Source organism: Butyrivibrio hungatei DSM 14810, assembly GCF_900143205.1.
Lineage (GTDB): Bacteria > Bacillota > Clostridia > Lachnospirales > Lachnospiraceae > Butyrivibrio > Butyrivibrio hungatei.
Map to the genome: position 1 here is coordinate 18,140 of NZ_FRDH01000009.1, position 24,622 is coordinate 42,761.

Sequence of the window (24,622 nt, forward strand, 5' to 3'; positions counted from 1 at the left end):
GAAGCTGTCTTTTTTAGAGAAGGTATTTCTTTCTTATGGGGTATAGCAAAAAACTATATAATGTATTGGGGGGTTACGCATATTATACTAACATCCACCCAAACCCGCGTAAAGACTAATACTTCACAAATATGTCAAAAACAGCTTCTCATTTTTGTGCACATTGCACAATTATATTTCTAATTCAAATTCTTCAGAAATAGCTTTTCCTTCGAATAATTCTTCGAATTCTTTTCTGCCAATCTTTTCTTTTTCTACTAAGAGCTTTGCGCTACTGTGGAGAACGTCTTCATACTGAAGAATGATCTCTTTTGCCTTAGCATAGCACTTGTCGATGATAGCCTTAACTTCCTTATCGATCTCGCCTGCTATGAGCTCACTGTGATTCTTCTTGTGAGAAATATCGTATCCGATAAATACGTCCTCTTCATTGTCATCATAGTTGATAACTCCGATATTTGAAGACATACCATACTTTGTAACCATGCTTCTGGCTTCCTGAGTAGCTTTTCTGATATCACTTGATGCTCCTGTTGTGATATCACCAAAGATGATCTCCTCAGCTATTCTACCGCCAAGAGATACCATGATATCCTCAAGCATACGATTTCTTGAAAGGAACATATCATCCTTGTCAGGAAGTGGCATAGTGTAGCCCGCTGCCCCAAGTCCTGTAGGAATAACAGAAATAGTGTGAACAGGTCCCACATCTGGAAGCACATGCATAAGGATCGCATGTCCAGTCTCATGGTAAGCTGTTATCTTCTTTTCCTTATCAGAAACGATCTTACTATGCTTCTCTGTACCGATACCGATCTTGGTAAAAGAACTGTTGATATCACTCTGCGTAATAAATTTTCTATCACTAGTAGCTGCAAGGATTGCAGATTCATTTAACAGATTCTCAAGATCTGCACCCGTAAATCCTGCTGTAGTCTGAGCAACCGTCTTGAGATCAACATCATCTGCAAGAGGCTTGTTACGAGCATGAACTTTAAGAATTGCTTCTCTCTCACCAATATCAGGTCTGGTAACAGTTATCTTTCTGTCGAAACGTCCTGGACGCAGGATAGCTGGATCAAGAATATCTACCCTGTTAGTAGCTGCCATAACGATGATGCCTTCGTTTACACCAAAACCATCCATCTCTACGAGCATCTGGTTAAGAGTCTGCTCTCTTTCATCGTGTCCACCGCCCATACCTGTTCCGCGGCGTCTTGCTACTGCATCGATCTCATCAATAAATATGATACAGGGTGCGTTCTTTTTGGCTTCTGCAAAGAGGTCTCTTACTCTTGATGCACCAACACCTACGAACATCTCCACAAAATCTGAGCCTGAAATGATAAAGAATGGAACTCCAGCCTCACCGGCAACTGCTCTTGCAAGAAGTGTCTTACCTGTACCAGGTGCACCCTCTAAGAGAACGCCCTTAGGAATCCTTGCGCCAACTCTGGTGAATTTCTCTGGATCTTTCAAAAACTCAATGATCTCTGAAAGCTGCTCTTTTTCTTCCTTAAGTCCTGCCACATCATCGAGTCTGATCTTGTTGTCTTCACTTGAAGACATTCTTGCTCTACTCTTACCAAAATTCATCATACGATTATTGCCTGAACCGGAAGCCTGCATATTGGTAAACATAGTGAAAATGAATACCATTACCACAAGGCCTACGATTACAGGAATAATGCCTGTGATGAGAATATTGTCTGATGGAACATCCTCTACTTCATGTTTTATTCCATTGTCTGTCAAAAGCTTCTCAATGACTGTAACATCAGTTGTATAGAAGGTTACTTCTTCTGTTCCGTCATTAAAATTGACTTTTACTGCACCAGTTGGAGTCTCGGCGTTAGGCATTATAGTTGCATATGCAACTTTGCCAGCCTTTATATCTTCTGCCAAAGAAGTTGTAGAATAGGCTCCTGAATTATTAGAAATAAATCCCTTACCATATTCGATAAATACTACTATGAGAAGTAAAACTACTACAAATGCGAAAATCGAGTTATAGCCTTTTGAACGATTCAATTGGTTTTCCCCCTTTATAAGTAGTTAATTAAACTCAACAACTCCGATATATGGAAGATTACGGTATCTCTGATCATAATCGAGACCATATCCAACTACGAATTCATCTGGGATCTCGAATCCTGTGTAATCAACCTTAACATCTGTTACTCTGCGCTCAGGCTTATCAAGAAGTGTGCAGAGCTTAATGCTTGCTGGTCCCCTGTCGCCAAGCATCTTAAGAAGATATGAAAGTGTTCTTCCTGAATCTACGATATCCTCAACTACGATAACGTGTCTGTCCTTAAGAGGCTCATCAAGGTCCTTAACGATCTTAACTACGCCGCTTGATTTAGTTGAGCTTCCATAACTAGAAGCAGACATGAAATCCATTGTTACAGGGATAGTGATTCTCTTTGCGAGCTCGCACATAAAGAATACTCCACCCTTTAATACACATACCAGGTGAACTGTCTCTCCCTGATAATCTCTACTAATAGCTTCTCCAAGCTCCTTAATACGCTTGTCAACCTCTTCTTCTGTGAGAAGTACACGAACTGATTCAGCCAATTTCTTAATCTCCTTTACTAATTGATATAGCCAATATTTTTTGGGTTTTTTTGCAAATTTTAAAAGAACTGCTCATTCTATATCCAGGAATCCATAATACGTGGTTTCCCTCTGCAAGAACATAGATATTATCCCTGCGAGATGCAGGAATCTTCTCATCTGTCATGAATTTGGACAGTTTTTTCTTGTGACTTGATTCGCCCTGTTCGATATAGATATAGTCTTCCGGCTGTCTATATCTAAAAATGACTTCTTGTATTCTATCACAATCAAACCATTTAGTATATGTATCACTTGGAATAAGCATCTTTTCATTATAAGAAATCACTTTTACATTTGCTACGCCAAGCTCACCAAGATCATATACATATTCACTGCCTGGTTCGAGATTGCTGATCTTATAGATGCCTTGCTTTTTTGAAGGCTCTGCTTCTCCTTCTTTTTTGAAAAAGAGCTTTTCATAGGCCCTTTCGATCCTGATTCCGTAAGGAAGATTGAGACTAGCGCTGCCATCAGTGCTCTCCATGAGATTTATGATCATATCTACATGGGTTGAAGTAATATCTTTTCTTCCTGGAACAATAAGTTCAAAACACTTAAGGATCACATAACGCCTGATGATCTCTGGCTCTTTACTCAATATATCCAGATCGATCCTGATTTCTTTTGCGGTATCCACGCAGCACTTATCAAACACTCTGTCTGCCTGCCCTCTGATATAGTCATAGGCCTGGCCAATCTCCCTGCTGGCTCTGACTATATGATCTACCGCCGCGCTGTTTACCTCTCCCTGAACAAAAGGAAGAACCACGTTTCTAAGCTTGTTTCTGGTGTGATCATTTTCCTGATTGGTTGAATCCGTGCAGTAGCCAATACCCTTTTCTCCAAGATATGCCTCTATCTCTGCTCTTGATACGCACAAAAGAGGTCTGACGATGTTATCTCTGACAGGTCTTATACCGCTTCCGCCCCTGATACCCGTTCCTCTGAATAGATTTAAAAGAAATGTCTCCGCCGCATCATTCTGATGATGCGCAACTGCGATCTTATCTATTTTTTTATCCTTAATAAGTTCTGAAAAGACATTGTATCTTACTACTCTTCCAGCCTCTTCCTCAGTAAGATGCATCTTTTTGCTATATTCAGGAACATCTTCTTCAAAAAGATAAAATGGAATACCTTTTTTTTCACAATACTGTCTGGAAAAAGCTGCATCTTCCCCAGCTTCCGGCCTGATCATATGATTTACATGCGCCGCAAAAAGACTGATCCCAAGAACCTCTTTCAGCTCATATAACACAGTCATAAGAGCCATGGAATCTGCTCCACCCGATAATCCCACAAGAACAGACTCTCCCTCTTTTACCATGTGGTTATCCCTTATGAAGTTTAAAACTTTGCTCTCAAATGCGTTCATGTACGTATTCCATCAAAAATAAATTAAAGCGCAGACTCAATCTTGATGTCTGCGCTATTAATTACTTATCCTCGTTTTTAAAGATAATTTCTCCCGGATAAACAAGTCCAAGTTTCTCTCTTGCTGTATCCTCTATATACTTACGCGTCTGTGTGTATCTCTCGAACTCAGCGATTTCTTCTGATCTGGCCATCTCCTGCTCGATCTGCTGCTGAAGAGCTGCCTCTTTAGCCTCATAATCCTTGGCTTTCTTCATAAGTCCCACACTCTTGATAGAAACAACTGTCACAAGAATGAGTACTACAAAGCTTGCCCAGATTACGCCTGCTCTGTTCTGAGAACGACGCCTTTTATAGCGTGCTCTTGTTGCCATTTTTTACCCCACTCATTTTCATAGAATGTCTTATTTAATTACATTTTAATACATGCAATAAAAAGCTGTCAAATATAGCGATACAGGTTCGTTACATCTTCTTTGTGAACTGTTTCCTGAACATCCAGCACTTCAACACTCACATCCTTGTTACCGAAGCCTATTGTAATCTTGTCACCCACCTTAACATCTGTAGATGCCTTGGCTGGCTTGCCATTGATCTGAACTCTTCCAGCATCACAGGCTTCATTTGCCACTGTGCGACGCTTGATAAGTCTTGTTACTTTTAAATATTTATCCAGTCTCATTTAATCTTCTCCTGATGCCGTACTTGCAGCATCTCCTGCCTTTTCTGATTCTTTAGTTGTTTTTCCTGTTCCCGCCGCAGTAGTACTGCCTTCTGTTCCAGCACCATGTTCCTTGCTGCTGGCTTTATCAGAAGCTTCTGCCGTAGAACTTTCTGATGAAGCTTCTGTCGGTGACTCTTTTGAAGCTCCGGTTGAAGCTTCAGAGGAGGCCTCTGTACTAGCATTTCCACTAGAGGTTGATCCGTTTGATCCGGAAGAAGATGTGTTTCCAGAAGAGCTGGACTGCTCTTCAATCTTAACAAGATCTGGGAACTCATACTTAACGTTATCTTCTTCTTTGTCGATCTTGACCCTGTAGCTCTTGGTCTGGTAACCGTCCTGTTTGAGGATAATCTCGTGGTTACCTGAGATCTTTGGAACGCTGGTAGGAACTACTCCTATGTAACTTCCATCAAAGTACACTTCTGCACCGTATGGCTCATCAAAATATATGTAATATCCCTTTATTACTTGATTAACACTTGAGGAAGCGGAACTGTTGCTACTAACTGTTGATGCAACAGAAGCTGCACTTTTTTTGCTGTTGGCAACATCACCATGGCTTGTTCCCATGCTGGTCTTGCTGGTGCTATTGTCTACTGAACCTGAACTTGTAGAAAGAGAATTTGTCGACGCTTCGCTTCCATCATCCTCTTTTTCCAGTTCTATATTTACTACAGACTTTGCTGTTCCAACCTTTAAATACCTGTTCTGAGTAATGTAACCATCAGCCATGATCTTGAGGTTATGATAACCATACTTAACAGACTGAGGAATTCCTGTAAGAACCTTTTCTCCATCCACAAAAACTTCTGCAGATTCAGGTATGATCTGAAATGTAACAAGGCCCTCTTTTGGCTTGTTGATCGTGATCTCACTTGTATCTACAACAGTTTCCTGATTTCTTGAAATGCTGACTTCTGATTTGTAATTTGCACCATTTCCAAGGATCTGAAGGTTATAATCTCCTTCTGGAGCGCTAAGCAGCATGTTTGGTGATATCTTGTAGATTACTTCATTATCAAGTTCTATCCATGCACCTACAAGACTCTGATCTTCTACTATATCAGAAGAAAGACTTACATAGCCGTGTCCACTTGTAACAACAACGCTGTATATCTCTTTATCTATACCGCAGACTTTGATCTTGTCTGTCGCAAGGATATTGTCAGCAAGTGCTGGCTCTCCATCAGCCATGATAAGAGTTCTGGCATCCATCTTGTAAGATTCACCCTTAACTCTTGCTGTTCCATCTCCTCGAACTAGGTCATGATCTCTGGTACTGTCTATTGTCCAGGCCTGTGCTGAAACATTAAGTGATGTGATATGTTTGGTACTCTTTAGGAACTTAACATCTACTATCTGACCTACTTCTAATAAGCTAGGAGAAAGAACTGTTCCTCTCACATCGTACATCATGCTGGTATTGTCATAGCTTAGTGTATATGTCTTACCTGTCGCATGATTTCTAAAACGTATCAGTTTTTGCTCTGTATCGATAGCTCTGATTGCAGCTGTGTCCGCCGAATCATATTTATCGATCATCGATATTGATATCTTATCACTGTCACTACTTGCATAAACTGTAGTGCTGGCGGTAGCCATCACCATAGCTGCTGCCACAATTACAGATATAGATTTTTTCAAGCATTTACCAAAGCTTCTCATGATTCACCCCTCATTTATCTGATCCATCAAGAATGTCTTCTTTAGGCGCTCCGGCTCTAACAAATATTCCTTGCTGTTGTGTTCAGGATTATCCAGAACATCATCAAGCATGGCACTTAATATCTCACCTATCTTTTTACCTGGTGTCACACCAAGGCTGATGAGATCTTTGCCATTAACAGCAAGATCCTTTAATGTTACACAATCCTTTTTTGCAAGGATCTCTTCATATACCTTTTTAGTATCCTCTATCAGCTGTAGTTTCTCCTGGCGATAGTACATACTCTGTGCCATAGTATCAGCGTATCTGACTTCCAAAAGATATGGAAACTCATCGACACCCACTCTGTTCATTGCTCTGCGAACAGCCTTTGGAGTTGCAGGAAAGCGATCATCATGATATCTGATCAGATTGCACGCTCTGTCCATGGTGTCTCTGTCAAATTTAAGTCTTCTGAATATAGAATGAGCCATCTGAACGCCAAGCTCGCTATGACCTGTAAAATGACACACACCTTCATCATCTACAGTAATTGTAGCAGGTTTTGCGATATCATGCATCAGCATCGTAAGTCTCAAAACCTTATCTGCCCTGATATTCTCCATAGAGCAAATAATATGATCACCCACATTGTACATGTGATGTGGGTTGTTCTGAGCTGTTTCCATGCATTTATCGAATTCAGGAAGTATCACTTTTGTCACGCCAAGCTCATAGGCTGTTTTTAGCTTTTCAGGATGATCAGAAGTAACCAGCTTAACGAGCTCTGTCTGTATTCTTTCAGCACTTATCTTGCTAAGGTTCTGCGCCAGCTCTTTTACCGCTTCTTTGGTTTTTTCTTCTATTTCATAATCAAGCTGCGCTGAGAATCTGACTGCTCTCATGATCCTAAGGGCATCCTCTGAAAACCTTTCCTTTGGATCTCCGACGCATCTGATAACTTTATCCTTAATGTCATCAAGACCGCCAAATCTGTCTATTAAGCCTTCCTCTTCATTGTAGGCCATGGCATTTATTGTAAAGTCCCTACGCTTCATATCTTCTGTGAGGTTTTTGGTAAATGTAACCTCGCTTGGATGCCTACTATCCTCATACTTGCCATCAATTCGATAGGTTGTTACTTCATATCCTTCTTTGCCTATCATTATAGTAACTGTACCATGCTCTATTCCGGTATCTATCGTTCTTCTAAAGAGCTTTTTGGTCTCTTCCGGAAGCGCATTTGTTGTAATATCCCAGTCCTGAGGTTCTCTTCCCAGAACGCCATCTCTAACGCATCCGCCGACAACATATGCCTCAAAACCAGCACCATGCATGGTATCCAGTATAGTTTTTACATTCTCTGGTAAAATAATCTTCATATCATCATCATATCCTAAACACTTATTATTGTGAACAATTCGCTGGGATTTTTCTTTTTTTCGATATATACTAGTAGCATGGAGTATAAAATCAATCGTAAAATCGTAGTGGCACTGATCTCTCTGCTACTTGCGGCCGGGGTGATCTTTTTAACAACATTTTTACACATAGCACCTACCCCAAGCGCCCCCATCATCAACTTAAATGATTGGGAAATTTCATTAAACGGAAATATTCTTCCTGTACGGAGCCTGAAGGATGCCAATACCGGTATCATAGACGACTCTGATGTTATCGTGCTTACTACCACAGTACCAGAGTTAAAGTATATTGAACCTTCCATATACTTCCGCTCTGTTCATGCAATTACAGAGATCTACATTGACGACGACCTCATCTACACAACTCGCGATGAGGACACAGAAAACAGTAACTTTTCCATTCCTAAATATTATAATAATGCCCCATTAAGCCGCTCATATGCAGGCAAAAAGCTTACTATCACAATTTCTGGAAGCAAAGAGCTTCCTTCTTCTGGGCTTTCAAATGTTTATATCGGAGAACGCAAGGATATTTTTTTCTATAACCTATACACCATGGGAATCTACTTCCTGGCAGGAGCATTCTTCTCTTTCCTTGGTTTTCTTTTGATGATCCTTTCTCCTTATCTGATCATATACCACGACAATGACTTAAGACTCTTCTTCAGCGGTCTTATCTCCTTGCTCCTTGGAACATATATCCTTGCTTATTATGGCATTTTAGGTCTTATTGTCGATGATTCATATATCAATTCCATCGCAGAATATGCCGCATTATACAATATTCCAACAGCTATCCTTGGATATTTTGCTTCACTTTTTTCAGGCAAAAAGAAAAAGGTATTCTTGAGCCTGTTTATTCTTGATGTCATTTTGTTCTTTTCATCGATCATACTTCACTTTTCAGGCCTGCTGCCATTCTCTATGTTTTCTATAATCCTACATGTTGTAGCCAATGCAGAAGCCATTATTACTTTTGCACTTATAATCCATGAGCAGCTTAGCCACAGACATTCAAAGGAAAGACGAGTTTCTCCGTCAGATTCCATCTTCCTTATTGGACTTGTCATATTCATCGTACTTGCTATATCCGATATCTTTTTATTTAATTTCAATAAATACTTCAGATCGGAAGGCGAAGCAAACACAGATCTGATTGGATTTACAATTGGTTCATTTGTTTTTGTTTGCTGTCTTTTAGTAAGTTATCTTTATTACAATGTATACAGCAATAACTTTGCATCTATGCAGAGCCACATCAAAAGCCTTGCATATACCGATGCTCTCACAGGTCTTGCCAACAGAGCCCGCTGCGAGCAGGTTATGAACATGCTTTCAGAAGAAAAAAACATCTATACCCTGATCAGTTTTGACCTTAACAGATTAAAACATATAAATGATACCCTCGGTCACCACGAAGGCGACCGTCTTCTGACTGGTTTTTCAACTATCCTTTCTGAATGCTTCTGGGACGCAAATCTCATTGGCAGAATGGGCGGAGACGAATTTATAGTAATCCTGATCGAGGAACACTCTCTTAACTGCACTAAGCGAATCCACGAGCTTTATTCCATCCTTGAAGAATGGAATCGTAAGGAACAGGCATTTACCTATAGTGCTTCTTATGGTTATGCCTACAGTTATGAAGTTCCTAGCGGTTCAGCCAAAGAAGTTTATATGCTTGCAGATTCCAGAATGTATGAAATGAAGAGAGAACACCACGGCGACGAAAAGGAGGATAGCAGACATGCGTAAATTCACTTCATTCCTCAGCCTCGCTTTAGTCCTGATAACAGTATTTTTTATGTCTCTAGTACACATTCTTTTTTTCAATCCGCAATTTGCCTTTATGACACTAGATCGCGGCTGGATAGTAACTTATCGCAATGAAAAATATTTAAATACTAATCTCGAGACCTTAAGCTCACAGGTAGGCTCCACCTTCACAAAAGGTGATGTAGTAACCCTCAATTACAACAGACCAATAGAGCAGATAAATGAGCCTTTCCCATATCTCATGTTCAAGACCCAGCACTGCGCCTACGAAGTTTTTCTTGATGGCGAGCTTATCGCTTCAGCTGATACTAATGCCAGAACCGACAACTCTTTTGTTGGAATAGGCTATAACTTAGTACCTCTTGGCTCTGATTATGTTGGAAAAAAGCTGTCAATAAAACTCTATGTTACTGAAAACGGAACAAGAAGTGATCTTGTAAGCCCTAAGCTTGGAAATTTCGACGAACTTGTAAGATATCTGGCTCACTCAGTAATGTTTCCTTTTTTGACCAGCATTTTTCTTATCGTATTTGGAATCGTATTTTTGGCTATCTCCCTTTTGTTCTATCTCCGAACATCAGGTGTATTTCCGCAGCTTATCAGTTCCATCATATGCATTTTACTAGGACTGTGGATGATCACTGCTTTTGACGTATCAATCTTTTTCATGAGCAAGACAATAAGCACAACAGTTGAATATACAGCAATGTATCTTATTGTTCCTTCAATGTATCTTCTTGTTCAGCAGCTGCATAAACGATTAGACAGCTTTCCAATCCTGCTGCTAGGAGCTTCAACTTTTGCCTTTAGCGTTTTCTTCCTCTTGCTGCACGCTTTAGGCTTTGTTCATCTTATTCATTTTGCACATGCTTATTACATTTTTGCTCTTATCAGCATTATAGTTATTCTGTGTTACGACTTCTTTGATTTTAGGAGCAAGACCAAGAATTATTCTATAAAACTGACTATGTTTGGATTGACCGTTTTATGCGCTTCTCTCGTGATCTATCCGATCATAGACATCTCTAATAAAGTGGTAGACTATAGGCAGCTTCATATTTCAAAGATACTCATACCTTTTGGATCTCTATTTTTTGTCTTTACGCAGCTCCTTAACTACTTCATCTTCATGACCAGATCTTATGCACAGAGAAAAGAGTATGCTTCTCTCGCTCAGATTGCTTATGTGGATAACTTAACTGGCCTTCCCAACAGAGCCAGCAGCGATAAAAAGCTCATGGAACTTAGTAATTCCAACAAGGATTACAGCATAATCAGCTTGGACCTTAACGGATTAAAAGATGTCAACGATAACTCCGGTCATCCGGCAGGCGACAGACTTCTTAAAGACTTTGCCGATGCTCTTTCTTCTACCTTCAAAGATACTGGAGAATGCTTCCGTATCGGCGGAGATGAATTTATCGTCACTACAGATTTTACTGACAAAAACAGATTAGATGAACTTCTAAAGATTCTTACAAATAAATTAGCTGAGCTAGATGACACTGATCCCGAGATCAATCACAGTGTCTCCTTTGGTTACGCCAATAATACAGAAACAGAAGAAAAAAATAGCCACACAGTGCTCATGCTAGCCGACAAGAGAATGTACGACTATAAGCGCAAGCACTATGCAGCTATTTCTGAAAGGCATGAGCTTAATTAATAAGCTCTGCCCCAATAAACCATCTTCTTAGCAGGCTTTCCGCATACTACACATGTATCGGAAAGATTTTCCTGTTCAAATGGGATACAACGGCTTGTTACGTTGAACTCCTCTTTGATCTTGTCTTCACACTCGCGGCATCCACACCACATAGCCTTTACAAAGCCCTTTGTCTCCTTGAAGCTCTCTGCAAACTCATCCTTGTTGTGAGCTGCAAATGTGTGTGCTTCGAGATGCTTCTTTGCTCTGTCATACATATCCTTCTGGATCTGATCAAGAAGTTCTCCAACCTTTGTATGAACATCGCTGATTGCACATTCAATCTTCTCTCTGGTATCACGTCTTACAAGAACGCACTTTCCAGCTTCAAGATCTTTTGGTCCAATCTCGACACGAACTGGAATACCTCTCATCTCCTGCTCAGAGAACTTAAATCCTGGAGTTCTGTCTGTATCATCAGTCTTAACTCTGAAATCAGAAAGACTCTTAGCAATATCATAAGCTGCATCAAGAACGCCTTCCTTCTTCTGCTGAATAGGAATAACAACAACCTGAATTGGAGCGATCTTAGGAGGTACAACAAGTCCTGAATTGTCACCGTGAACCATGATCATAGCACCGATTGTACGTGTTGTAAGTCCCCATGATGTCTGATATACATAGTGAAGCTGATTGTCCTTACCTGCATACTGAATGCCAAATGCCTTAGCAAATCCATCGCCAAAGTTGTGGCTGGTAGCACTCTGAAGCGCTCTGCCATCATGCATAAGAGCTTCTACTGTATATGTAGCCTCTGCTCCAGCGAACTTTTCTTTATCTGTCTTCTGTCCCTTGATTACTGGTATAGCCATATCGTTCTCAAGGAAATCAGCATATACATTGAGCATCTGCTGTGTACGAGCTTCAGCCTCTTCCATAGTTGCATGAGCTGTGTGGCCTTCCTGCCAGAGGAATTCACGGCTTCTAAGGAATGGTCTAGTCTCTTTTTCCCAACGAACTACGCTGCACCACTGGTTAAGAACCTGTGGAAGATCTTTGTATGAGTGGATCTCTCCCTTGTAATAATCACAGAAAAGAGTCTCTGATGTAGGTCTTACGCAATATCTCTCTGTAAGTGGCTCAAGTCCGCCATGTGTTACCCATGCTACTTCTGGAGCAAAGCCCTCTACATGATCCTTCTCCTTCTGAAGAAGTGACTCAGGAATAAACATTGGAAGGTATGCGTTCTGTACGCCAGTTTCTTTAAATCTAGCATCAAGGTGCTTCTGAATAAGCTCCCAGATTGCATATCCTGCAGGTTTGATAACCATGCACCCTTTGATGTTTGAGTAGCTGACAAGATCAGCTTTAATACAAACGTCTGTGTACCATTGTGTGAAATCCTCATCCATAGATGTGATCTCGGCTACAAGTTTCTTGTTGTCTGCCATTTCTTTTCTCCTCTTTCTCTTATGAAGTGGATACGAGGCTTATAGAAAATAAAAAGAGCCTTCGCATCCCTAATAACAGGGACCGAAGACTCGGCGGTACCACCCTATTTAAATCTGTTTACATTCAAAACAGATTTCACTTCATTATCACCCTTAACGCGGGACACGCTGTACTTATGCAAACGCTTTCATACAGGACTCCAAGGCTGGTTCGCTTTTTTATCGTAAGAGCTTCACACCAACTGCTCTCTCTCTGGGACGTTTATTCTAAGCTACTATTCCTCTTCAACGTCTATTTTTTTATTTAAAAAAGATTTTATTCACATTATCTTTTATTGTCAAGCCTGCCCAAGTCATTCGTTACCATGAACTGTGAACAGTAACAGTCAATATTTTCAACATTTTGTACCATGTAAGCACTTTCAGAGCCTATATTGATGGGTTACAATCAATATATCAGATGCGGATCTGACAATTTATATAGTCGATTTACGTTCGCCATAACGTATTTCCTTTATAAAACCTCTAACAATTTGGTGGGAATTTCCGGTTCCTACCCAAAAAGAAGACTGTCCCCAACAGTCTTCTTTTTCTTTATACAGATCTTGAAGTATCTCTGTCATTATATTTGGACAGTACAACTTTTCCCTGTGCCAGAGTTTCTGGAACATTTATTACTCTCTGATTAGAAGATCCTCTAAATCTAAGCATCAGATCCTTCTTATCCAGCATAAACTCGCCATCTACAAGAACATCGATCATTGAGAGAATCTTGTCTGTATCATCACTGTGACAGCGCTTATTGTTTGCATCTGTAAGTTCTTCCCAAGTATAGCCTGAATATATCCAGATAGTAGCTTTAGGAACCTCTTTTTTGATGCGCTCGATAAAAGGCCTTAATACCTTCTGATTTACTACTTCCATCGGTTCGCCGCCAAGGATCGTCAAACCATCAATGTAATCAGGCTTCAAAGTCTCAATGATCTCATCCTCAACCTCTTTTGTAAAAGGCTTACCATAGTTAAAATCCCAGGTCATTTCGTTAAAACAACCCTTACAATGGTGCGTACAGCCAGAAACAAAAAGCGAAGTCCTGCAACCTATTCCATTTGCTACATCTGTATAAAGAATCTCTCCGTAATTCATAGTGACCTCTCTATTTACAGGAAAGTTTAAGCCAGGAAATAATCCTGGCTTAAACTAATCTATTTATACTTTTTCATACCCTCATAATTTAATTTTTGGAATTAGACATATGAAGAACTCTCTCTTTGATCTCCTGTGTTCTTCCCTGATTCCAGAACTGTGTTCCGATATAACCACATGTACGTCTTGCTACATTCATCTTGTCCTGATTGCGGTTACCACAGTTAGGACATTCCCAGATAAGCTTGCCGTCTGTGTCTGTAACGATCTTGATCTCTCCATCGTAGCCACAGCACTGACAGTAGTCTGACTTAGTATTAAGCTCAGCGTACATAATGTTGTCATAAATGTACTTCATTACTGAAAGAACTGCCTCAATGTTGCTGTTCATATCAGGAACCTCAACATAGCTGATAGCTCCTCCTGGTGAAAGAGCCTGGAACTCAGATTCAAACTTAAGCTTTGTAAACGCATCGATCTGCTCAGTTACATGAACATGATAGCTGTTTGTAATGTAGTTCTTGTCTGTTACTTCAGGGATAATGCCAAATCTCTTCTGAAGTGACTTTGCAAACTTATATGTTGTAGACTCAAGTGGAGTTCCATACAAGCTAAATGATACGTTTGTCTCAGCTCTCCACTTAGCACACTTATCATTAAGGAACTGCATAACCTTAAGAGCAAAATCTTTACCCTTAGGATCTGTATGAGAAACACCCTTCATGTATTTTGTACATTCACAAAGACCTGCATAACCAAGAGAAATAGTTGAGTAGTTACCAAATAACAATGGATCAATAACTTCGCCTTTAGCAAGTCTTGCAAGTGCTCCGTTCTGCCAAAGAATAGGAGCAACATCTGAAGGAGTTCCAAGGAGTCTGTTGTGTCTGCACATAAGTGCTCTCTTACAGAGCTCTGTTCTCTCTTCCATGAGCTGCCAGAACTTCTCTTCATCTCTGTTTGAAGAACAAGCAACATCAACAAGGTTAAGAGTTACAACACCCTGATTGAAACGTCCGTAGTACTTATGATCTCCCTCTTTGTAGTTCTTAGCATGAGCTTTGTTGCCTGCGTTACAGAAACCTTCAGGAACATTCTCATTATCAGGTGTAAGGAAAGATCTACATCCCATACAAGGATATACATCGCCGCCTTTGAGCTCTTTCATCTTCTTAGCAGAGATATAATCAGGAACAAGACGCTTAGCTGTACATTTAGCTGCAAGTTCTGTTAAGTACCAGTACTTAGAATCCTCATGGATATTGTCTTCATCAAGTACATAGATGAGCTTAGGGAATGCTGGTGTAATAAGCTGTCCCTTTTCATTCTTAACACCAAGGATACGCTGCTTGAGCATCTCCTCGATCACCATTGCAAGGTCTTCTCTAGTCTGTCCTTCTGGTACCTCATCAAGATACATATATACTGTAATGAAAGGAGCCTGACCATTTGTAGTCATAAGAGTGATGACCTGATACTGGATAACCTGACATCCTCTCTCGATTTCTTTTCTAACACGCATCTCTGCGATTTCATTTACCTGCTTCTTGTTGATCTTCATTCCTGCTGTCTCAAACTCGAGAGCAACTTCCTTACGGAACTTCTGTCTGCTGACATCAACAAATGGAACCAGGTGAGACAATGTAATACTCTGTCCGCCGTACTGTGAGCTGGCGATCTGAGCAATTGCTTGTGTTGCAATATTACAAGCTGTTGAAAAGCTCTTTGGACGCTCGATCATGGTCTCAGAAATAACTGTACCATTCTGGAGCATATCCTCGAGGTTTACAAGACAGCAGTTGTGCATATGCTGTGCGAAGTAGTCTGAATCATGGAAGTGGATAAGACCTTCTTCATGAGCTTTAACTACATCTTCTGGTAAAAGAAATCTCTTAGTGATGTCCTTAGAAACTTCTCCCGCCATGTAATCTCTCTGAACGCTGTTAACAGTAGGATTCTTGTTAGAATTCTCCTGCTTAACTTCCTCATTGTTACACTCAATAAGAGACATGATCTGCTCGTCAGTTGTATTAGACTTTCTCACAAGAGCATGCTTGTAGCGGTATGTTATGTACTTTCTTGCAACTTCAAACTTACCAGACTTCATAAGGTCATCCTCGACCATATCCTGGATTTCCTCCACGCTGGCAGCACGAGTAAGAGACGCACACTTACTCTCAACGCTTCTCTCAATGTCGCTGATCTGACCTGATGTTAACTTCTTCTCGTCAGTCACCTCATTGTTAGCTTTTTCGATAGCAGCAAGAATCTTATTTCCGTCAAATGTAACTTCTTTACCGCTTCTCTTAATGATCTTCATAAAAGCCCCCTAATAAAAAATATAAACTAAAATTACGATTCAAGATTTTAAATCACTATATCTTGTGGTCACAATTTAATGATAGTACATTATATTGTTTAATTCAAGTAAGTAAATTATTAATTTTTTCTTACCAATTCCAGTCTATTGTGCAGTCTGCATATGTGTTCTAGCGTTTTCGGGTCCTCAACTTTTTTTCCTGAGAAATAAAAATCTGTATTACACTGGCACAACATATTGTGGTAGTCTTCAAAATAAATCACTTTATCTTGATCTGATGACATATTAAGTCCAAGAACGTCTGCTAAATGGTGGATAGTTCCATAATTTCCATCAATCAGAAGCGTATCATCCCCAAAGTATCTCCTGTACTCTGGCTTGAAATAGTTGAAATGTGTGCACCCAAGAACCAGTGCGCAGTATTTATCTTTATCGAAGGCAGAAAATTGCTCCTCGATATATTTGTGAACGTCCTCCGAATCAAACTCCTCACGCTCAGCAAACTCTACTAGTCTAGGCATGGCAAGAAGGTCTACTCTGTGCTCTTCATCAACTCTGTGAAGAAGATCTTTGAGCTTATCTTCTCTTATTGTGACCGGAGTCGCAATGACCATTATACGCTTTTTATCTGTCACTTCAACAGCCGGTTTTACGGCAGGTTCCATACCAAGAATCGGTATGTCAAATCTCCTTCGAAGCTCCTTGATTGCCACGCTGGTAGCTGTATTGCAAGCCACAACAATTGCCTCTGCTCCCTGATCGATCAGGAATTCTGCAATATTAATTGCGTAGCCTGTTATCTGCTCAGGAGTCTTAAGACCATAAGGCACATGCTCTGTATCTGCGTAAAATATGTATTTTTCATTTGGCAATCTGTGATAAGCTTCATGCAAAACAGACATTCCGCCTATACCAGAATCGAAAATGCCAATCTTCATAATTGTTTCCTCTTTTGCTATACTAATGATATGAGCGAGAAAAAATTTGACGAATTACAAAAATTATATGACAACACAAAAATAGGATCTCTTGTACAGGAGATCTGTGAGTACTATGCAACTAAAGATGGTTATGAGGAAAATTCATATCAGGATGAGATTGAGCCTCCTGAAATAGTGGAATCTATCTACATTCTATTCTGTCTGCAGTCAAGAGAGCAGATTCTTGACGAATTCTCTCTGGTGCAAAAGAAATATCCTACACTATACACATCTATAAAGTCACTGCACGGAACTCTTCTGGTAAACATGGATTACCAGTCATTAGAAAAAACTTGTGCTCAAAAAATTGCTGATCACGCCAAGGATACCAGTGTGGAAGAAGTTCTTTCCCACGCCGATACCTTCTCACGTTCTAGTAATACTCTTTTAGAAGCACAGGACAGGTTTTATTCCTGGCTTCATTCCAGAAGTAGATAATTTATTCTTTAAGGTATTTCATGGATGCGTAAACCTGCTGGCCCTCATATTCCACAAGAGCCCAGGAACCATCCTCTGCTACAGCTATTCTCTTAAGCTGTGTTCCCTCGTCAACAGTTCCAACCTTTGCACTGTCTGTACTTGGGCCAGAACGCAGGTTAAGAGATGATGCACCTGTCACAGTTACCGTATCATTCTTTTCTACAAAACCAGTTGGAAGCGCAGTTACTTCAGTCTGCTGCTCGTCTGGATCATTGAGATATTTATCAAACACTTTCACCTTAACAGCAAAAGCGATCATAACCAAAATGAAAACACCAGTAATAATGGATGCGATCCTTACAAGGAGTTCAGGCGTAATTCCGCCGCGCTCCTCATCTTCTTCATCCTCTTCAGCGTCCTCATAGTCCTCTTCGTCGTACTCTTCCTCATAATCCTCTTCGTCGTACTCGTCTTCAGAATCTTCATGACGTTCTTCTCTGCGAGGCTCTTCCAAAGACTCCTTTTGTCTCTCTTTGAAGTACTCTTCTCTTTCCTCAGCGTTAAAGAAATTATACGGATCCACGATCTCGATATTATTGATCTCTGTAGTTTCTGAAAGATCTTTTTTCACTTCTTCGTTTTTTTCAGACTCTCTTTTCTTGTAATCTGAAAAATTAGCAATCTTATCAGCCAAAACTTACTCCTATCAGTTCTGATTAAACTAAAGTGCTGACCTATTAGGCCAGCACCTTGTCTATAATTCCTTGTAATTTTGATTTATTAAGTGCTCCAACTGCTGTCTCAACAACTTCGCCATTCTTGAAGAAAGCAAACATTGGAATAGACATTACATTGTACTTCTGGGCCACATCAGGTGACTGGTCAACATTTATCTTACCGACCTTAAGTTCCCCCTCATACTCTTCAGCAAATTCATCGATCATTGGGGCCATCATCTTGCAAGGGCCGCACCAATCAGCTGAAAAATCAACCAATACTGGCAATTTGCTCTTTAAAACTTCTTCTTCGAAATTCTGGCTGTTTAATGTGTAATCCATTACGTTGTCCCCTTTCTGCTTACAATATATTTATATATTGGGTTGCCAATTGATGAGAACTTCTCTTCATACTCCGTCATCACGTTACCCTCATTCATGGTCTCATCGTGATGAAGATCGTATGTAACAGCATCTAAGTTCCAACCTGCCGGCTCAACCTCATCAAGCGCGAACTGGAAAAGATCCTTGTTATCAGTCTTGAACTCTACAACTCCGTCCTTTTTAAGGATCTTGTCATATCTTCCAAGGAACTCCCTTGAAGGAAGTCTTCTCTTAGCATGTCTGTCCTTTGGCCAAGGATCTGAGAAGTTAAGATAAATCTTACCAACTTCAGATGGAGCAAAAACATCAGTGATATTCTCTGCTTCCATTCTGATAAATTTCACATTAGGTAAAAGAAGCTGTTCCTGCTTCTGGATCGCTCTGAGAAGTACACTGGAATACTTTTCAATTCCTACGTAATTGATATCAGGATTGAGAGCTGCCATATCCATCAGGAATCTTCCCTTTCCCATACCAATCTCGATATGTATTTCGTTGTCATTTCCAAAGACTTCTTTTTTCCAAAGTCCTTTTTTCTTCTCTGGATCCTTGATAGTAAACTCGCTATCAGCGATTACCTCTCTGGATCCCGCGATATTTCGTAAACGCATTCCATTTCCTACCTGTAATTCTTATAAAAGAATTTTACAACATTTGCTCCAAGTTGAAAAGTTCTGTTCAAATATTGTATGATTTACATGTTATGATTTTATCTTTATTTACTAACAAAAAGAACTGCATATTTAAGATAATCTCAGCTCTTCTGACGTTTACGATCTGCGCATGTGCCTTTACGCTTGATGTTCATGCTGATACGCCCAATTACGAAGAAGCTGCTGCCCAAAGGAAGACCCTTCCTATCCAAAGCAACGGCACTCCTAACTGGCCCGAAGGTCCGGAAGTATCTGCTGAATCAGCTATTGTCATGGAGGTTAACACCGGCACGATCCTTTATGCCAAGAACATCCATGAAGAGCTCTATCCTGCCAGCACTACCAAGATCATGACTTGCCTTTTAGCAGCTGAAAATGCGGCCCTTAGTGATATGGTGACCTTTTCACATGATGCAGTATTTAGTGTTCCTCATGATGGTTCCAGCATTGGCATGGACGTAGGCGAATCCATAACCCTTGAGCAAGCCCTCTACGGAATCATGGTTGGAAGTGCCAATGAAGTTGCAAATGCTGTTGCAGAACATGTAAGCGGCAGTATAGACAATTTCATCAAGCTCATGAATGACAAGGCAAAGTCCCTTGGTTGCACCAACACACATTTTGCTAACACAAATGGTCTTCAGGAAGATAACCACTACACAAGTGTTTACGACCTTGCTCTTATCTCTTCGGAGTTTTTTAGTAATGAACTGCTTTGTAATGTGGCCAACACTCCCAGGTACCATTTTGAACCGACAGCCACACAGCCAGATGAGTTCTATCTAAATAACAAGCACAAGCTCATAACCGGCGAGATCAAATACGACGGAATAGTTGGAGGTAAGACTGGTTACACAGACCTTGCAAGAGAAACACTTGTTACCTGTGCTGAGCGCGATGGCATGAAGCTTGTGTGCATAGTATTCATGGAAGAGTCACCTACACAGTTCACTGATACTGTTACGCTTTTCGACTACGCCTTTAACAATTTCCATCTAGTGAACGTTGCAGACAATGAGTCACGATATATGCCAAATGATTCATTGTTCTTTGAATCAGAAAATGACGTTTTTGGTAAGTCAGGTAACATCCTTAGTCTTGACGATACCAGCTCCATCATTTTGCCAAAGACCTCATCTATTAACGATACAAGTTACGCTGTGTCCTATGACCTTACTGTTCAGGAAAAAGAGGCATATCCTACAGCTCTTGCCAAAATAAGCTATACGTACAATAAAGTGCCTGTCGGCTACGCAATGCTGTGCTACTCATTGTCAAAGGCACCAAGCGATGCCACCCTTGGCGGCATGCACACAATCTACATAGATGTCAGGATCCTGCTTATAATTGCTGTAGCAATAATCATACTCCTTACCATCTTTGGTTCCGTAGGATCCAGAGCCTTCCATCATCGAACATTTAGCAGCAGAAGTGACAAGATACGATACAGACGTAGAAAAAGAGAATTCAAACGCGGCCGATTCAAGAACAGGTTCAAATAAAAAAAAGAGGTAGAATCACTGAGGATTCTGCCTCTTTTTTACTTTCCGTTGCTTATTCTTCATATCCTCCATATCTTCTGGAGAGATAAACTTACAGGTCTTAACTACAAATAATCTTCCATTCTCGGCTTTTTTGATTCTGACCTTAGCCTTCATAAATCCATGCTTGTCACAAAAAGCTACAGCATAATAATGCTTACCATTTGGAGAAAACCACTTTATCTTGCGTCTTAGATTCTTGTGGCAGATATAGCACTTTGTGCTCATTATCTCCATGTTCTCTAAGATATCTTCCTTAGTATCAAACTCACGGGAAATGTATTTCTCGTAGTTATCAAATACGATCCTGATCTCCTGTTTTTTGGACTTTGGAGTAACATAAGTATCAAAGGAGATTCGCTTTAATACCCTCTCATCAAAGGTCTTAAAGATTTCTGCAGTGTATGCAGCATCGGCAAGGGCTCTATGAAATGGTATATCACTATCTAGTTTAAGCTCTTCAACTGCTGTAGAAAGAGCCTTTCTGGTACGGCCATCATCATAAGCAAGGCTATATAACTTCTGAACATCATAAAATGCTATTGGTCTGTCAGCTAATAGAGGAAGTCCAAAGAAATCCAGGTTACTCTGAAACTCTCTTAGATCAAGCGGCCCCCAACTGCAAAACTTAGGCTCTGGACCACACCACTCCAGGAAATCTCTGGCAACATCCTGAAAGCTTCCACCATTTTCAAGGTCTTCCATGGAAAGATGGATGAGCTTACCCGTTATCTTGTGCATTTCCTTGAAAACCTGAGGTTTGATAAGCCTTGAAAACTCGCCGATCTTTTCCCTATTCTCATTAAGTTTTACTGCACCAATCTCGACAATCTCGAAGGTAAGAGTCTTACCGTCAAGTGTTGCTGGCGTCTCGCCCTGATTCCACTCAAGGTCAAAAACAATAAAATTACTCATATAACGATTCTTTCTTTAAAAGAACTTTTTTAACCAGTTAGTAGCAAGGTCTATCCACACTTCTACTTCTGGAACCACTTCATTTCCCCAGTTACTAAGGGTAAGATCATTTGCAAGCGAAAGGCCATGCTCACCCTCTGGGAAAATGTGAAGCTCAGTATTTATATTCTCTCTTTTAAGAGCAGTAGCAAATAAAAGAGAATTCTCAACAGGAACGCATCCATCAGTGAATGTATGCCAGATGAAAGTCTTGGGAACGTCCTTGTTTACGCATTTTTCTAAAGAAAGCTCTTCTTTCTTTTCTTCGTATTTATCGCCTAGGAGATGTTCAAATGAACCCTGATGAGCAAACTCTCCTGAAGTGATAACAGGATAACATAAAAGAAGTCCATTGGGACGAAGCTTCTCTTTTATCTCATCTGATGTTTCTCCCAAAAGAGCCTTAGAAACAAAATCTCTCTTCCACATGCAAGCATAGTTTGCTGCAAGATGTCCGCCTGCAGAACATCCTTCTACAATTATAGCATCTTTGTCGACTTCCCATTCATCAGCATGTTCTCTGATGATGAGAATAGATCTTCCAAGCTCCAAAAGAGCTGTTGGAAAAACTGCTGGAGCACATGAATATCTAAGTACTGCCGCATTAAAGCCCTTTGCCATAAAGCTAAGTGCCATTGGCTCAGCTTCTCTATCTGATGTGTATTCATAACCACCGCCTGGGCACAAAAGAACCAGCGGCCTCTTTGTAATCTTTAATGAATCTGAAGGCTGCTGAATATATACTGTGAGCTTTGCATAGTCTAATGAGCCCTCTTCTGTTATAGAAAATTCTTTGTAGATCATCTTGTAACCCCCGTAATATCTAGTCTGTCCTATAAACTATAAAATGACAAAAAAATAATTGCAATATATATTGACATTTTATATTGTGTACAATATAATTACATTAAATTAAATGATTGGTTGCGCTTACTTTTATAAAAATGGAGGTAAAAATAATGGGTTTCTATGATTATTCAGTAACTGATGCTCAGGGAAACGAATTCTCTCTTGAGAACTACAAGGGTAAAGTTGTTCTTGTTGTTAATACTGCCACTGGTTGCGGATTCACTCCTCATTACAAAGACATTGAGGAAATGTATGAACAGTTCCATGAGCATGGCTTTGAAGTTCTTGATATTCCTTGTAATCAGTTTGCAGGCCAGACTCCTGGTACTGATGAAGAGATTCACGAGTTCTGCCAGCTTCATTACAACACCAAATTCCCTCAGATGAAAAAAGCTGATGTAAACGGTGAGAATCAGCTTCCTGTATTTAAGTTCCTTAAAGAGCAGAAGGGCTTTGAAGGCTTTGGAATCGGTCCTGCTGCCCTTGCAATGAATGTTATGCTCAAGAAGATCGACAAGGATTACAAGAAAAATCCTGACATCAAGTGGAACTTCACAAAGTTCGTAGTTGACCGCGAAGGCAATGTTGTTGCCCGCTTCGAGCCAACTGAGAAAATGGAAAAAGTTGCTGCTTGCGTAGCATCCCTCATCTGATATTTCTTAAATAAACTTCTTAACTGATACAAAAAGGCGTCCTTTGCGTGTTACATTTTGTTGTCCTTGGTAGATAAATTTGCCATGGCCACGAACTGACACCCGGGCGCCTTCTTTTAGATCATAGCCGCCGCTGTAGGCTGTCCTTCCATCAATAAAAACTGATTCAGACTCAATAAGCTTTTGAGCTTCCGACCTTGATAAATGGTACACAAATGCCAGGATCGCATCTATTCTCTCAGAAGCAACACTTCCTTGTATCTCCTCAAACTCAGGTCTGATGTCACATTCACTGGCGTTTACAACTTCGCACTTAACAGAAGTGTGCCTGATCCTTATGAGTTCTTTGCATATCATCTGCGCAATCTCAGGTGTTGCAAACACGTAGGCCTGCTTGTCTCCAGATAAGATATCTCCTATCTGATCTCTTTCTATCCCAAGATTCATAAGGCTTCCAAGATAATCTCTGTGATTTAGATCATCTGAAAACTTACTGTTTACCGGCTTAATGCTGACACAGCTTAGAACTGTCTGCTGACTTTTTTCTGATAAAAGAAATGTCTCTTCATCCATATAATCTGGTAAAAAACAGACCATAGCTCTTTCAGCGTCATCAAATCCGCCATAGATCACATACCTTGCGCCGCAGTATTCATGCACGTTTGAAGATACTCCTTCGCTAGCAAGGATCTGATGAAACATAGCGATTTCTGAAACAGACAAAAAGTCTGTGTGAGTTATAAAGTTGTTCATATATGCTCTGGTAGCAAGATCTTTTACCCTACCAGCCAGAAAATCCTTTGATTTTTCTTCCATTTTATCCAATCTCTTCAAGCATCTTTTTGTAGTCCAGTTGTTTTCCGTTAAGAACCGCTTCTCTTAGCTTGTCATTAACATCATAGGCCATCTTAAGAGAAAAGAACTTGTCGCTTTCCTCCATAAGTTTAAAGAAGATCTTGTCTCCCTCCCACAGATTAAGACCGTATACATCCTTCTTTTTTACCCACTCAAGTTTGCCCTCATCACACTCTTTTGGCTCCCCACCTGGACATTTGGCTGTGAAAAGAGACATAAGCTCATAGTCACCTCTGTCAGAAATAAATGTGATGATCGCACGGTAATCAATCTCATCTAGCGGAATGTCATATCCTGACTCTTCAAATATCTCCCTTTTGATGCATTCTTCCGGACTCTCATTATCCTCAAAATGTCCGCCCACACCAAGCCACTTATCCTTACTAAGATCATTCTTCTTGGAAATTCTATGAAGCATCAAGTATTCATCATCTCTTTCTATGTAACAAAGAGTTGTAAGTCCTTCTCTTTTTGCCATGATAACCCTCCA

Annotated in this window: 23 protein-coding genes and 1 other annotated feature; of the genes, 5 read left to right on the top strand and 18 right to left on the bottom strand. The window is 40.3% G+C overall.

The window, feature by feature from the left end; all coding sequences use genetic code 11:
* Positions 1–171: 171 nt before the first annotated feature.
* The 7 genes from ftsH to BUA02_RS11070 all read right to left on the bottom strand — a co-directional run bounded on the left by ftsH (position 172) and on the right by BUA02_RS11070 (position 7,747).
* Complete coding sequence (gene ftsH / locus BUA02_RS11040) at positions 172–2,031, bottom strand: ATP-dependent zinc metalloprotease FtsH (protein WP_072704047.1); 1,860 nt, start codon at positions 2,029–2,031, stop codon at positions 172–174.
* Positions 2,032–2,055: 24 nt separating this feature from the next.
* A complete protein-coding gene (gene hpt, locus BUA02_RS11045) occupies positions 2,056–2,580 on the bottom strand; it encodes a hypoxanthine phosphoribosyltransferase (protein ID WP_071177309.1) in 525 nt (174 codons plus the stop codon).
* Between the two features lie 4 nt (positions 2,581–2,584).
* Positions 2,585–3,949 carry a tRNA lysidine(34) synthetase TilS gene (gene tilS / locus BUA02_RS11050; RefSeq protein WP_207647717.1) on the bottom strand — a complete coding sequence of 455 codons (1,365 nt, stop codon included), beginning with the start codon at positions 3,947–3,949 and terminating at the stop codon, positions 2,585–2,587.
* 109 nt (positions 3,950–4,058) lie between these two features.
* The gene (locus BUA02_RS11055; RefSeq protein ID WP_072704053.1) at positions 4,059–4,370 is read right to left on the bottom strand and encodes an FtsB family cell division protein; all 312 of its coding nucleotides are present in this window, start codon (positions 4,368–4,370) and stop codon (positions 4,059–4,061) included.
* Between the two features lie 68 nt (positions 4,371–4,438).
* Complete coding sequence (locus BUA02_RS11060; RefSeq protein ID WP_072704056.1) at positions 4,439–4,678, bottom strand: RNA-binding S4 domain-containing protein; 240 nt, start codon at positions 4,676–4,678, stop codon at positions 4,439–4,441.
* Positions 4,679–6,385, bottom strand: coding sequence for a PEGA domain-containing protein (locus tag BUA02_RS11065; protein WP_072704060.1), 1,707 nt, complete (start codon positions 6,383–6,385; stop codon positions 4,679–4,681). It abuts the gene before it with no gap.
* 3 nt (positions 6,386–6,388) lie between these two features.
* Complete coding sequence (locus tag BUA02_RS11070) at positions 6,389–7,747, bottom strand: CCA tRNA nucleotidyltransferase (protein WP_072704063.1); 1,359 nt, start codon at positions 7,745–7,747, stop codon at positions 6,389–6,391.
* 78 nt (positions 7,748–7,825) lie between these two features.
* Here BUA02_RS11070 and BUA02_RS11075 point away from each other — a divergent pair, with 78 nt between their 5' ends.
* Positions 7,826–9,544: a GGDEF domain-containing protein gene (locus tag BUA02_RS11075; RefSeq protein ID WP_083572744.1), complete on the top strand. Its 1,719-nt coding sequence runs from the start codon at positions 7,826–7,828 to the stop codon at positions 9,542–9,544.
* A complete protein-coding gene (locus tag BUA02_RS11080) occupies positions 9,537–11,231 on the top strand; it encodes a GGDEF domain-containing protein (protein WP_072704069.1) in 1,695 nt (564 codons plus the stop codon). The genes BUA02_RS11075 and BUA02_RS11080 overlap by 8 nt, the downstream gene beginning before the upstream one ends.
* On the opposite strand, the gene proS is transcribed toward BUA02_RS11080, so the two are convergent.
* From proS to murI, 4 genes are all read right to left on the bottom strand, one after another.
* On the bottom strand, positions 11,228–12,661 hold the full coding sequence (gene proS / locus BUA02_RS11085; RefSeq protein ID WP_072704072.1) for a proline--tRNA ligase: 1,434 nt from the start codon (positions 12,659–12,661) through the stop codon (positions 11,228–11,230). The two genes, BUA02_RS11080 and proS, sit on opposite strands and share 4 nt — an antisense overlap.
* Positions 12,662–12,735: 74 nt before the next feature.
* Positions 12,736–12,959: a binding site (T-box leader), on the bottom strand.
* Positions 12,960–13,255: 296 nt separating this feature from the next.
* Positions 13,256–13,807 (bottom strand): anaerobic ribonucleoside-triphosphate reductase activating protein, encoded by a 552-nt coding sequence (gene nrdG, locus BUA02_RS11090; protein WP_072704075.1) that lies wholly within the window; start codon positions 13,805–13,807, stop codon positions 13,256–13,258.
* 88 nt (positions 13,808–13,895) lie between these two features.
* Positions 13,896–16,127, bottom strand: a complete 2,232-nt coding sequence (gene nrdD, locus BUA02_RS11095) for an anaerobic ribonucleoside-triphosphate reductase (protein WP_072704078.1) — start codon at positions 16,125–16,127, stop codon at positions 13,896–13,898.
* Positions 16,128–16,246: 119 nt separating this feature from the next.
* Positions 16,247–17,065, bottom strand: coding sequence for a glutamate racemase (murI, locus tag BUA02_RS11100; RefSeq protein ID WP_072704081.1), 819 nt, complete (start codon positions 17,063–17,065; stop codon positions 16,247–16,249).
* A gap of 30 nt (positions 17,066–17,095) precedes the next feature.
* Between murI and BUA02_RS11105 the strand changes: the two genes are divergently transcribed.
* Positions 17,096–17,545, top strand: coding sequence for a hypothetical protein (locus BUA02_RS11105; protein WP_143147417.1), 450 nt, complete (start codon positions 17,096–17,098; stop codon positions 17,543–17,545).
* A 1-nt stretch (position 17,546) separates the two neighbouring features.
* Here BUA02_RS11105 and BUA02_RS11110 read toward each other — a convergent pair whose 3' ends face one another.
* Genes BUA02_RS11110 through trmB form a run of 3 tightly spaced genes read right to left on the bottom strand, consistent with a single transcriptional unit; the run spans position 17,547 to position 19,238 of the window.
* On the bottom strand, positions 17,547–18,221 hold the full coding sequence (locus tag BUA02_RS11110; protein WP_072704087.1) for an SH3 domain-containing protein: 675 nt from the start codon (positions 18,219–18,221) through the stop codon (positions 17,547–17,549).
* Between the two features lie 43 nt (positions 18,222–18,264).
* The gene (gene trxA / locus BUA02_RS11115) at positions 18,265–18,585 is read right to left on the bottom strand and encodes a thioredoxin (RefSeq protein ID WP_071177323.1); all 321 of its coding nucleotides are present in this window, start codon (positions 18,583–18,585) and stop codon (positions 18,265–18,267) included.
* Positions 18,585–19,238 (bottom strand): tRNA (guanosine(46)-N7)-methyltransferase TrmB, encoded by a 654-nt coding sequence (trmB, locus tag BUA02_RS11120; RefSeq protein WP_071177324.1) that lies wholly within the window; start codon positions 19,236–19,238, stop codon positions 18,585–18,587. Before trmB ends, trxA begins: the two co-directional genes overlap by 1 nt.
* 92 nt (positions 19,239–19,330) lie before the next feature.
* Here trmB and BUA02_RS11125 point away from each other — a divergent pair, with 92 nt between their 5' ends.
* Positions 19,331–20,782 carry a D-alanyl-D-alanine carboxypeptidase family protein gene (locus tag BUA02_RS11125; protein WP_143147418.1) on the top strand — a complete coding sequence of 484 codons (1,452 nt, stop codon included), beginning with the start codon at positions 19,331–19,333 and terminating at the stop codon, positions 20,780–20,782.
* A 15-nt stretch (positions 20,783–20,797) separates the two neighbouring features.
* On the opposite strand, the gene BUA02_RS11130 is transcribed toward BUA02_RS11125, so the two are convergent.
* Together BUA02_RS11130 and BUA02_RS11135 are read right to left on the bottom strand one after the other, a co-directional pair.
* Positions 20,798–21,736, bottom strand: coding sequence for a 3'-5' exonuclease (locus BUA02_RS11130; protein WP_072704093.1), 939 nt, complete (start codon positions 21,734–21,736; stop codon positions 20,798–20,800).
* A gap of 15 nt (positions 21,737–21,751) precedes the next feature.
* On the bottom strand, positions 21,752–22,579 hold the full coding sequence (locus tag BUA02_RS11135; RefSeq protein WP_072704096.1) for an alpha/beta hydrolase: 828 nt from the start codon (positions 22,577–22,579) through the stop codon (positions 21,752–21,754).
* A 155-nt stretch (positions 22,580–22,734) separates the two neighbouring features.
* On the opposite strand from BUA02_RS11135, the gene BUA02_RS11140 reads away from it, so the two are divergent.
* On the top strand, positions 22,735–23,277 hold the full coding sequence (locus BUA02_RS11140; RefSeq protein WP_072704098.1) for a glutathione peroxidase: 543 nt from the start codon (positions 22,735–22,737) through the stop codon (positions 23,275–23,277).
* Between the two features lie 6 nt (positions 23,278–23,283).
* On the opposite strand, the gene BUA02_RS11145 is transcribed toward BUA02_RS11140, so the two are convergent.
* Together BUA02_RS11145 and BUA02_RS11150 are read right to left on the bottom strand one after the other, a co-directional pair.
* Entirely contained in the window at positions 23,284–24,093 is an 810-nt protein-coding gene (locus BUA02_RS11145) for a YlmH/Sll1252 family protein (protein ID WP_072704101.1), read from the bottom strand.
* Position 24,094: 1 nt separating this feature from the next.
* Complete coding sequence (locus tag BUA02_RS11150) at positions 24,095–24,610, bottom strand: NUDIX hydrolase (protein WP_072704104.1); 516 nt, start codon at positions 24,608–24,610, stop codon at positions 24,095–24,097.
* Positions 24,611–24,622 lie beyond the last annotated feature (12 nt).

What these genes read in the sequence shown, in the direction of transcription:
- BUA02_RS11135 (WP_072704096.1), bottom strand. Translation starts at nt 22,579, where the DNA reads ATGATCTACAAAGAATTTTCTATAACAGAAGAGGGCTCATTAGACTAT.
- BUA02_RS11150 (WP_072704104.1), bottom strand. Translation starts at nt 24,610, where the DNA reads ATGGCAAAAAGAGAAGGACTTACAACTCTTTGTTACATAGAAAGAGAT.
- BUA02_RS11140 (WP_072704098.1), top strand. Translation starts at nt 22,735, where the DNA reads ATGGGTTTCTATGATTATTCAGTAACTGATGCTCAGGGAAACGAATTC.
- trmB (WP_071177324.1), bottom strand. Translation starts at nt 19,238, where the DNA reads ATGCGTTTACGAAATATCGCGGGATCCAGAGAGGTAATCGCTGATAGC.
- proS (WP_072704072.1), bottom strand. Translation starts at nt 12,661, where the DNA reads ATGGCAGACAACAAGAAACTTGTAGCCGAGATCACATCTATGGATGAG.
- BUA02_RS11070 (WP_072704063.1), bottom strand. Translation starts at nt 7,747, where the DNA reads ATGAAGATTATTTTACCAGAGAATGTAAAAACTATACTGGATACCATG.
- trxA (WP_071177323.1), bottom strand. Translation starts at nt 18,585, where the DNA reads ATGGATTACACATTAAACAGCCAGAATTTCGAAGAAGAAGTTTTAAAG.
- BUA02_RS11060 (WP_072704056.1), bottom strand. Translation starts at nt 4,678, where the DNA reads ATGAGACTGGATAAATATTTAAAAGTAACAAGACTTATCAAGCGTCGC.
- nrdD (WP_072704078.1), bottom strand. Translation starts at nt 16,127, where the DNA reads ATGAAGATCATTAAGAGAAGCGGTAAAGAAGTTACATTTGACGGAAAT.
- BUA02_RS11065 (WP_072704060.1), bottom strand. Translation starts at nt 6,385, where the DNA reads ATGAGAAGCTTTGGTAAATGCTTGAAAAAATCTATATCTGTAATTGTG.
- BUA02_RS11145 (WP_072704101.1), bottom strand. Translation starts at nt 24,093, where the DNA reads ATGGAAGAAAAATCAAAGGATTTTCTGGCTGGTAGGGTAAAAGATCTT.
- BUA02_RS11075 (WP_083572744.1), top strand. Translation starts at nt 7,826, where the DNA reads ATGGAGTATAAAATCAATCGTAAAATCGTAGTGGCACTGATCTCTCTG.
- BUA02_RS11130 (WP_072704093.1), bottom strand. Translation starts at nt 21,736, where the DNA reads ATGAGTAATTTTATTGTTTTTGACCTTGAGTGGAATCAGGGCGAGACG.
- BUA02_RS11125 (WP_143147418.1), top strand. Translation starts at nt 19,331, where the DNA reads ATGATTTTATCTTTATTTACTAACAAAAAGAACTGCATATTTAAGATA.
- BUA02_RS11055 (WP_072704053.1), bottom strand. Translation starts at nt 4,370, where the DNA reads ATGGCAACAAGAGCACGCTATAAAAGGCGTCGTTCTCAGAACAGAGCA.
- murI (WP_072704081.1), bottom strand. Translation starts at nt 17,065, where the DNA reads ATGAAGATTGGCATTTTCGATTCTGGTATAGGCGGAATGTCTGTTTTG.
- tilS (WP_207647717.1), bottom strand. Translation starts at nt 3,949, where the DNA reads ATGGTAAAAGAGGGAGAGTCTGTTCTTGTGGGATTATCGGGTGGAGCA.
- BUA02_RS11080 (WP_072704069.1), top strand. Translation starts at nt 9,537, where the DNA reads ATGCGTAAATTCACTTCATTCCTCAGCCTCGCTTTAGTCCTGATAACA.
- BUA02_RS11105 (WP_143147417.1), top strand. Translation starts at nt 17,096, where the DNA reads ATGAGCGAGAAAAAATTTGACGAATTACAAAAATTATATGACAACACA.
- nrdG (WP_072704075.1), bottom strand. Translation starts at nt 13,807, where the DNA reads ATGAATTACGGAGAGATTCTTTATACAGATGTAGCAAATGGAATAGGT.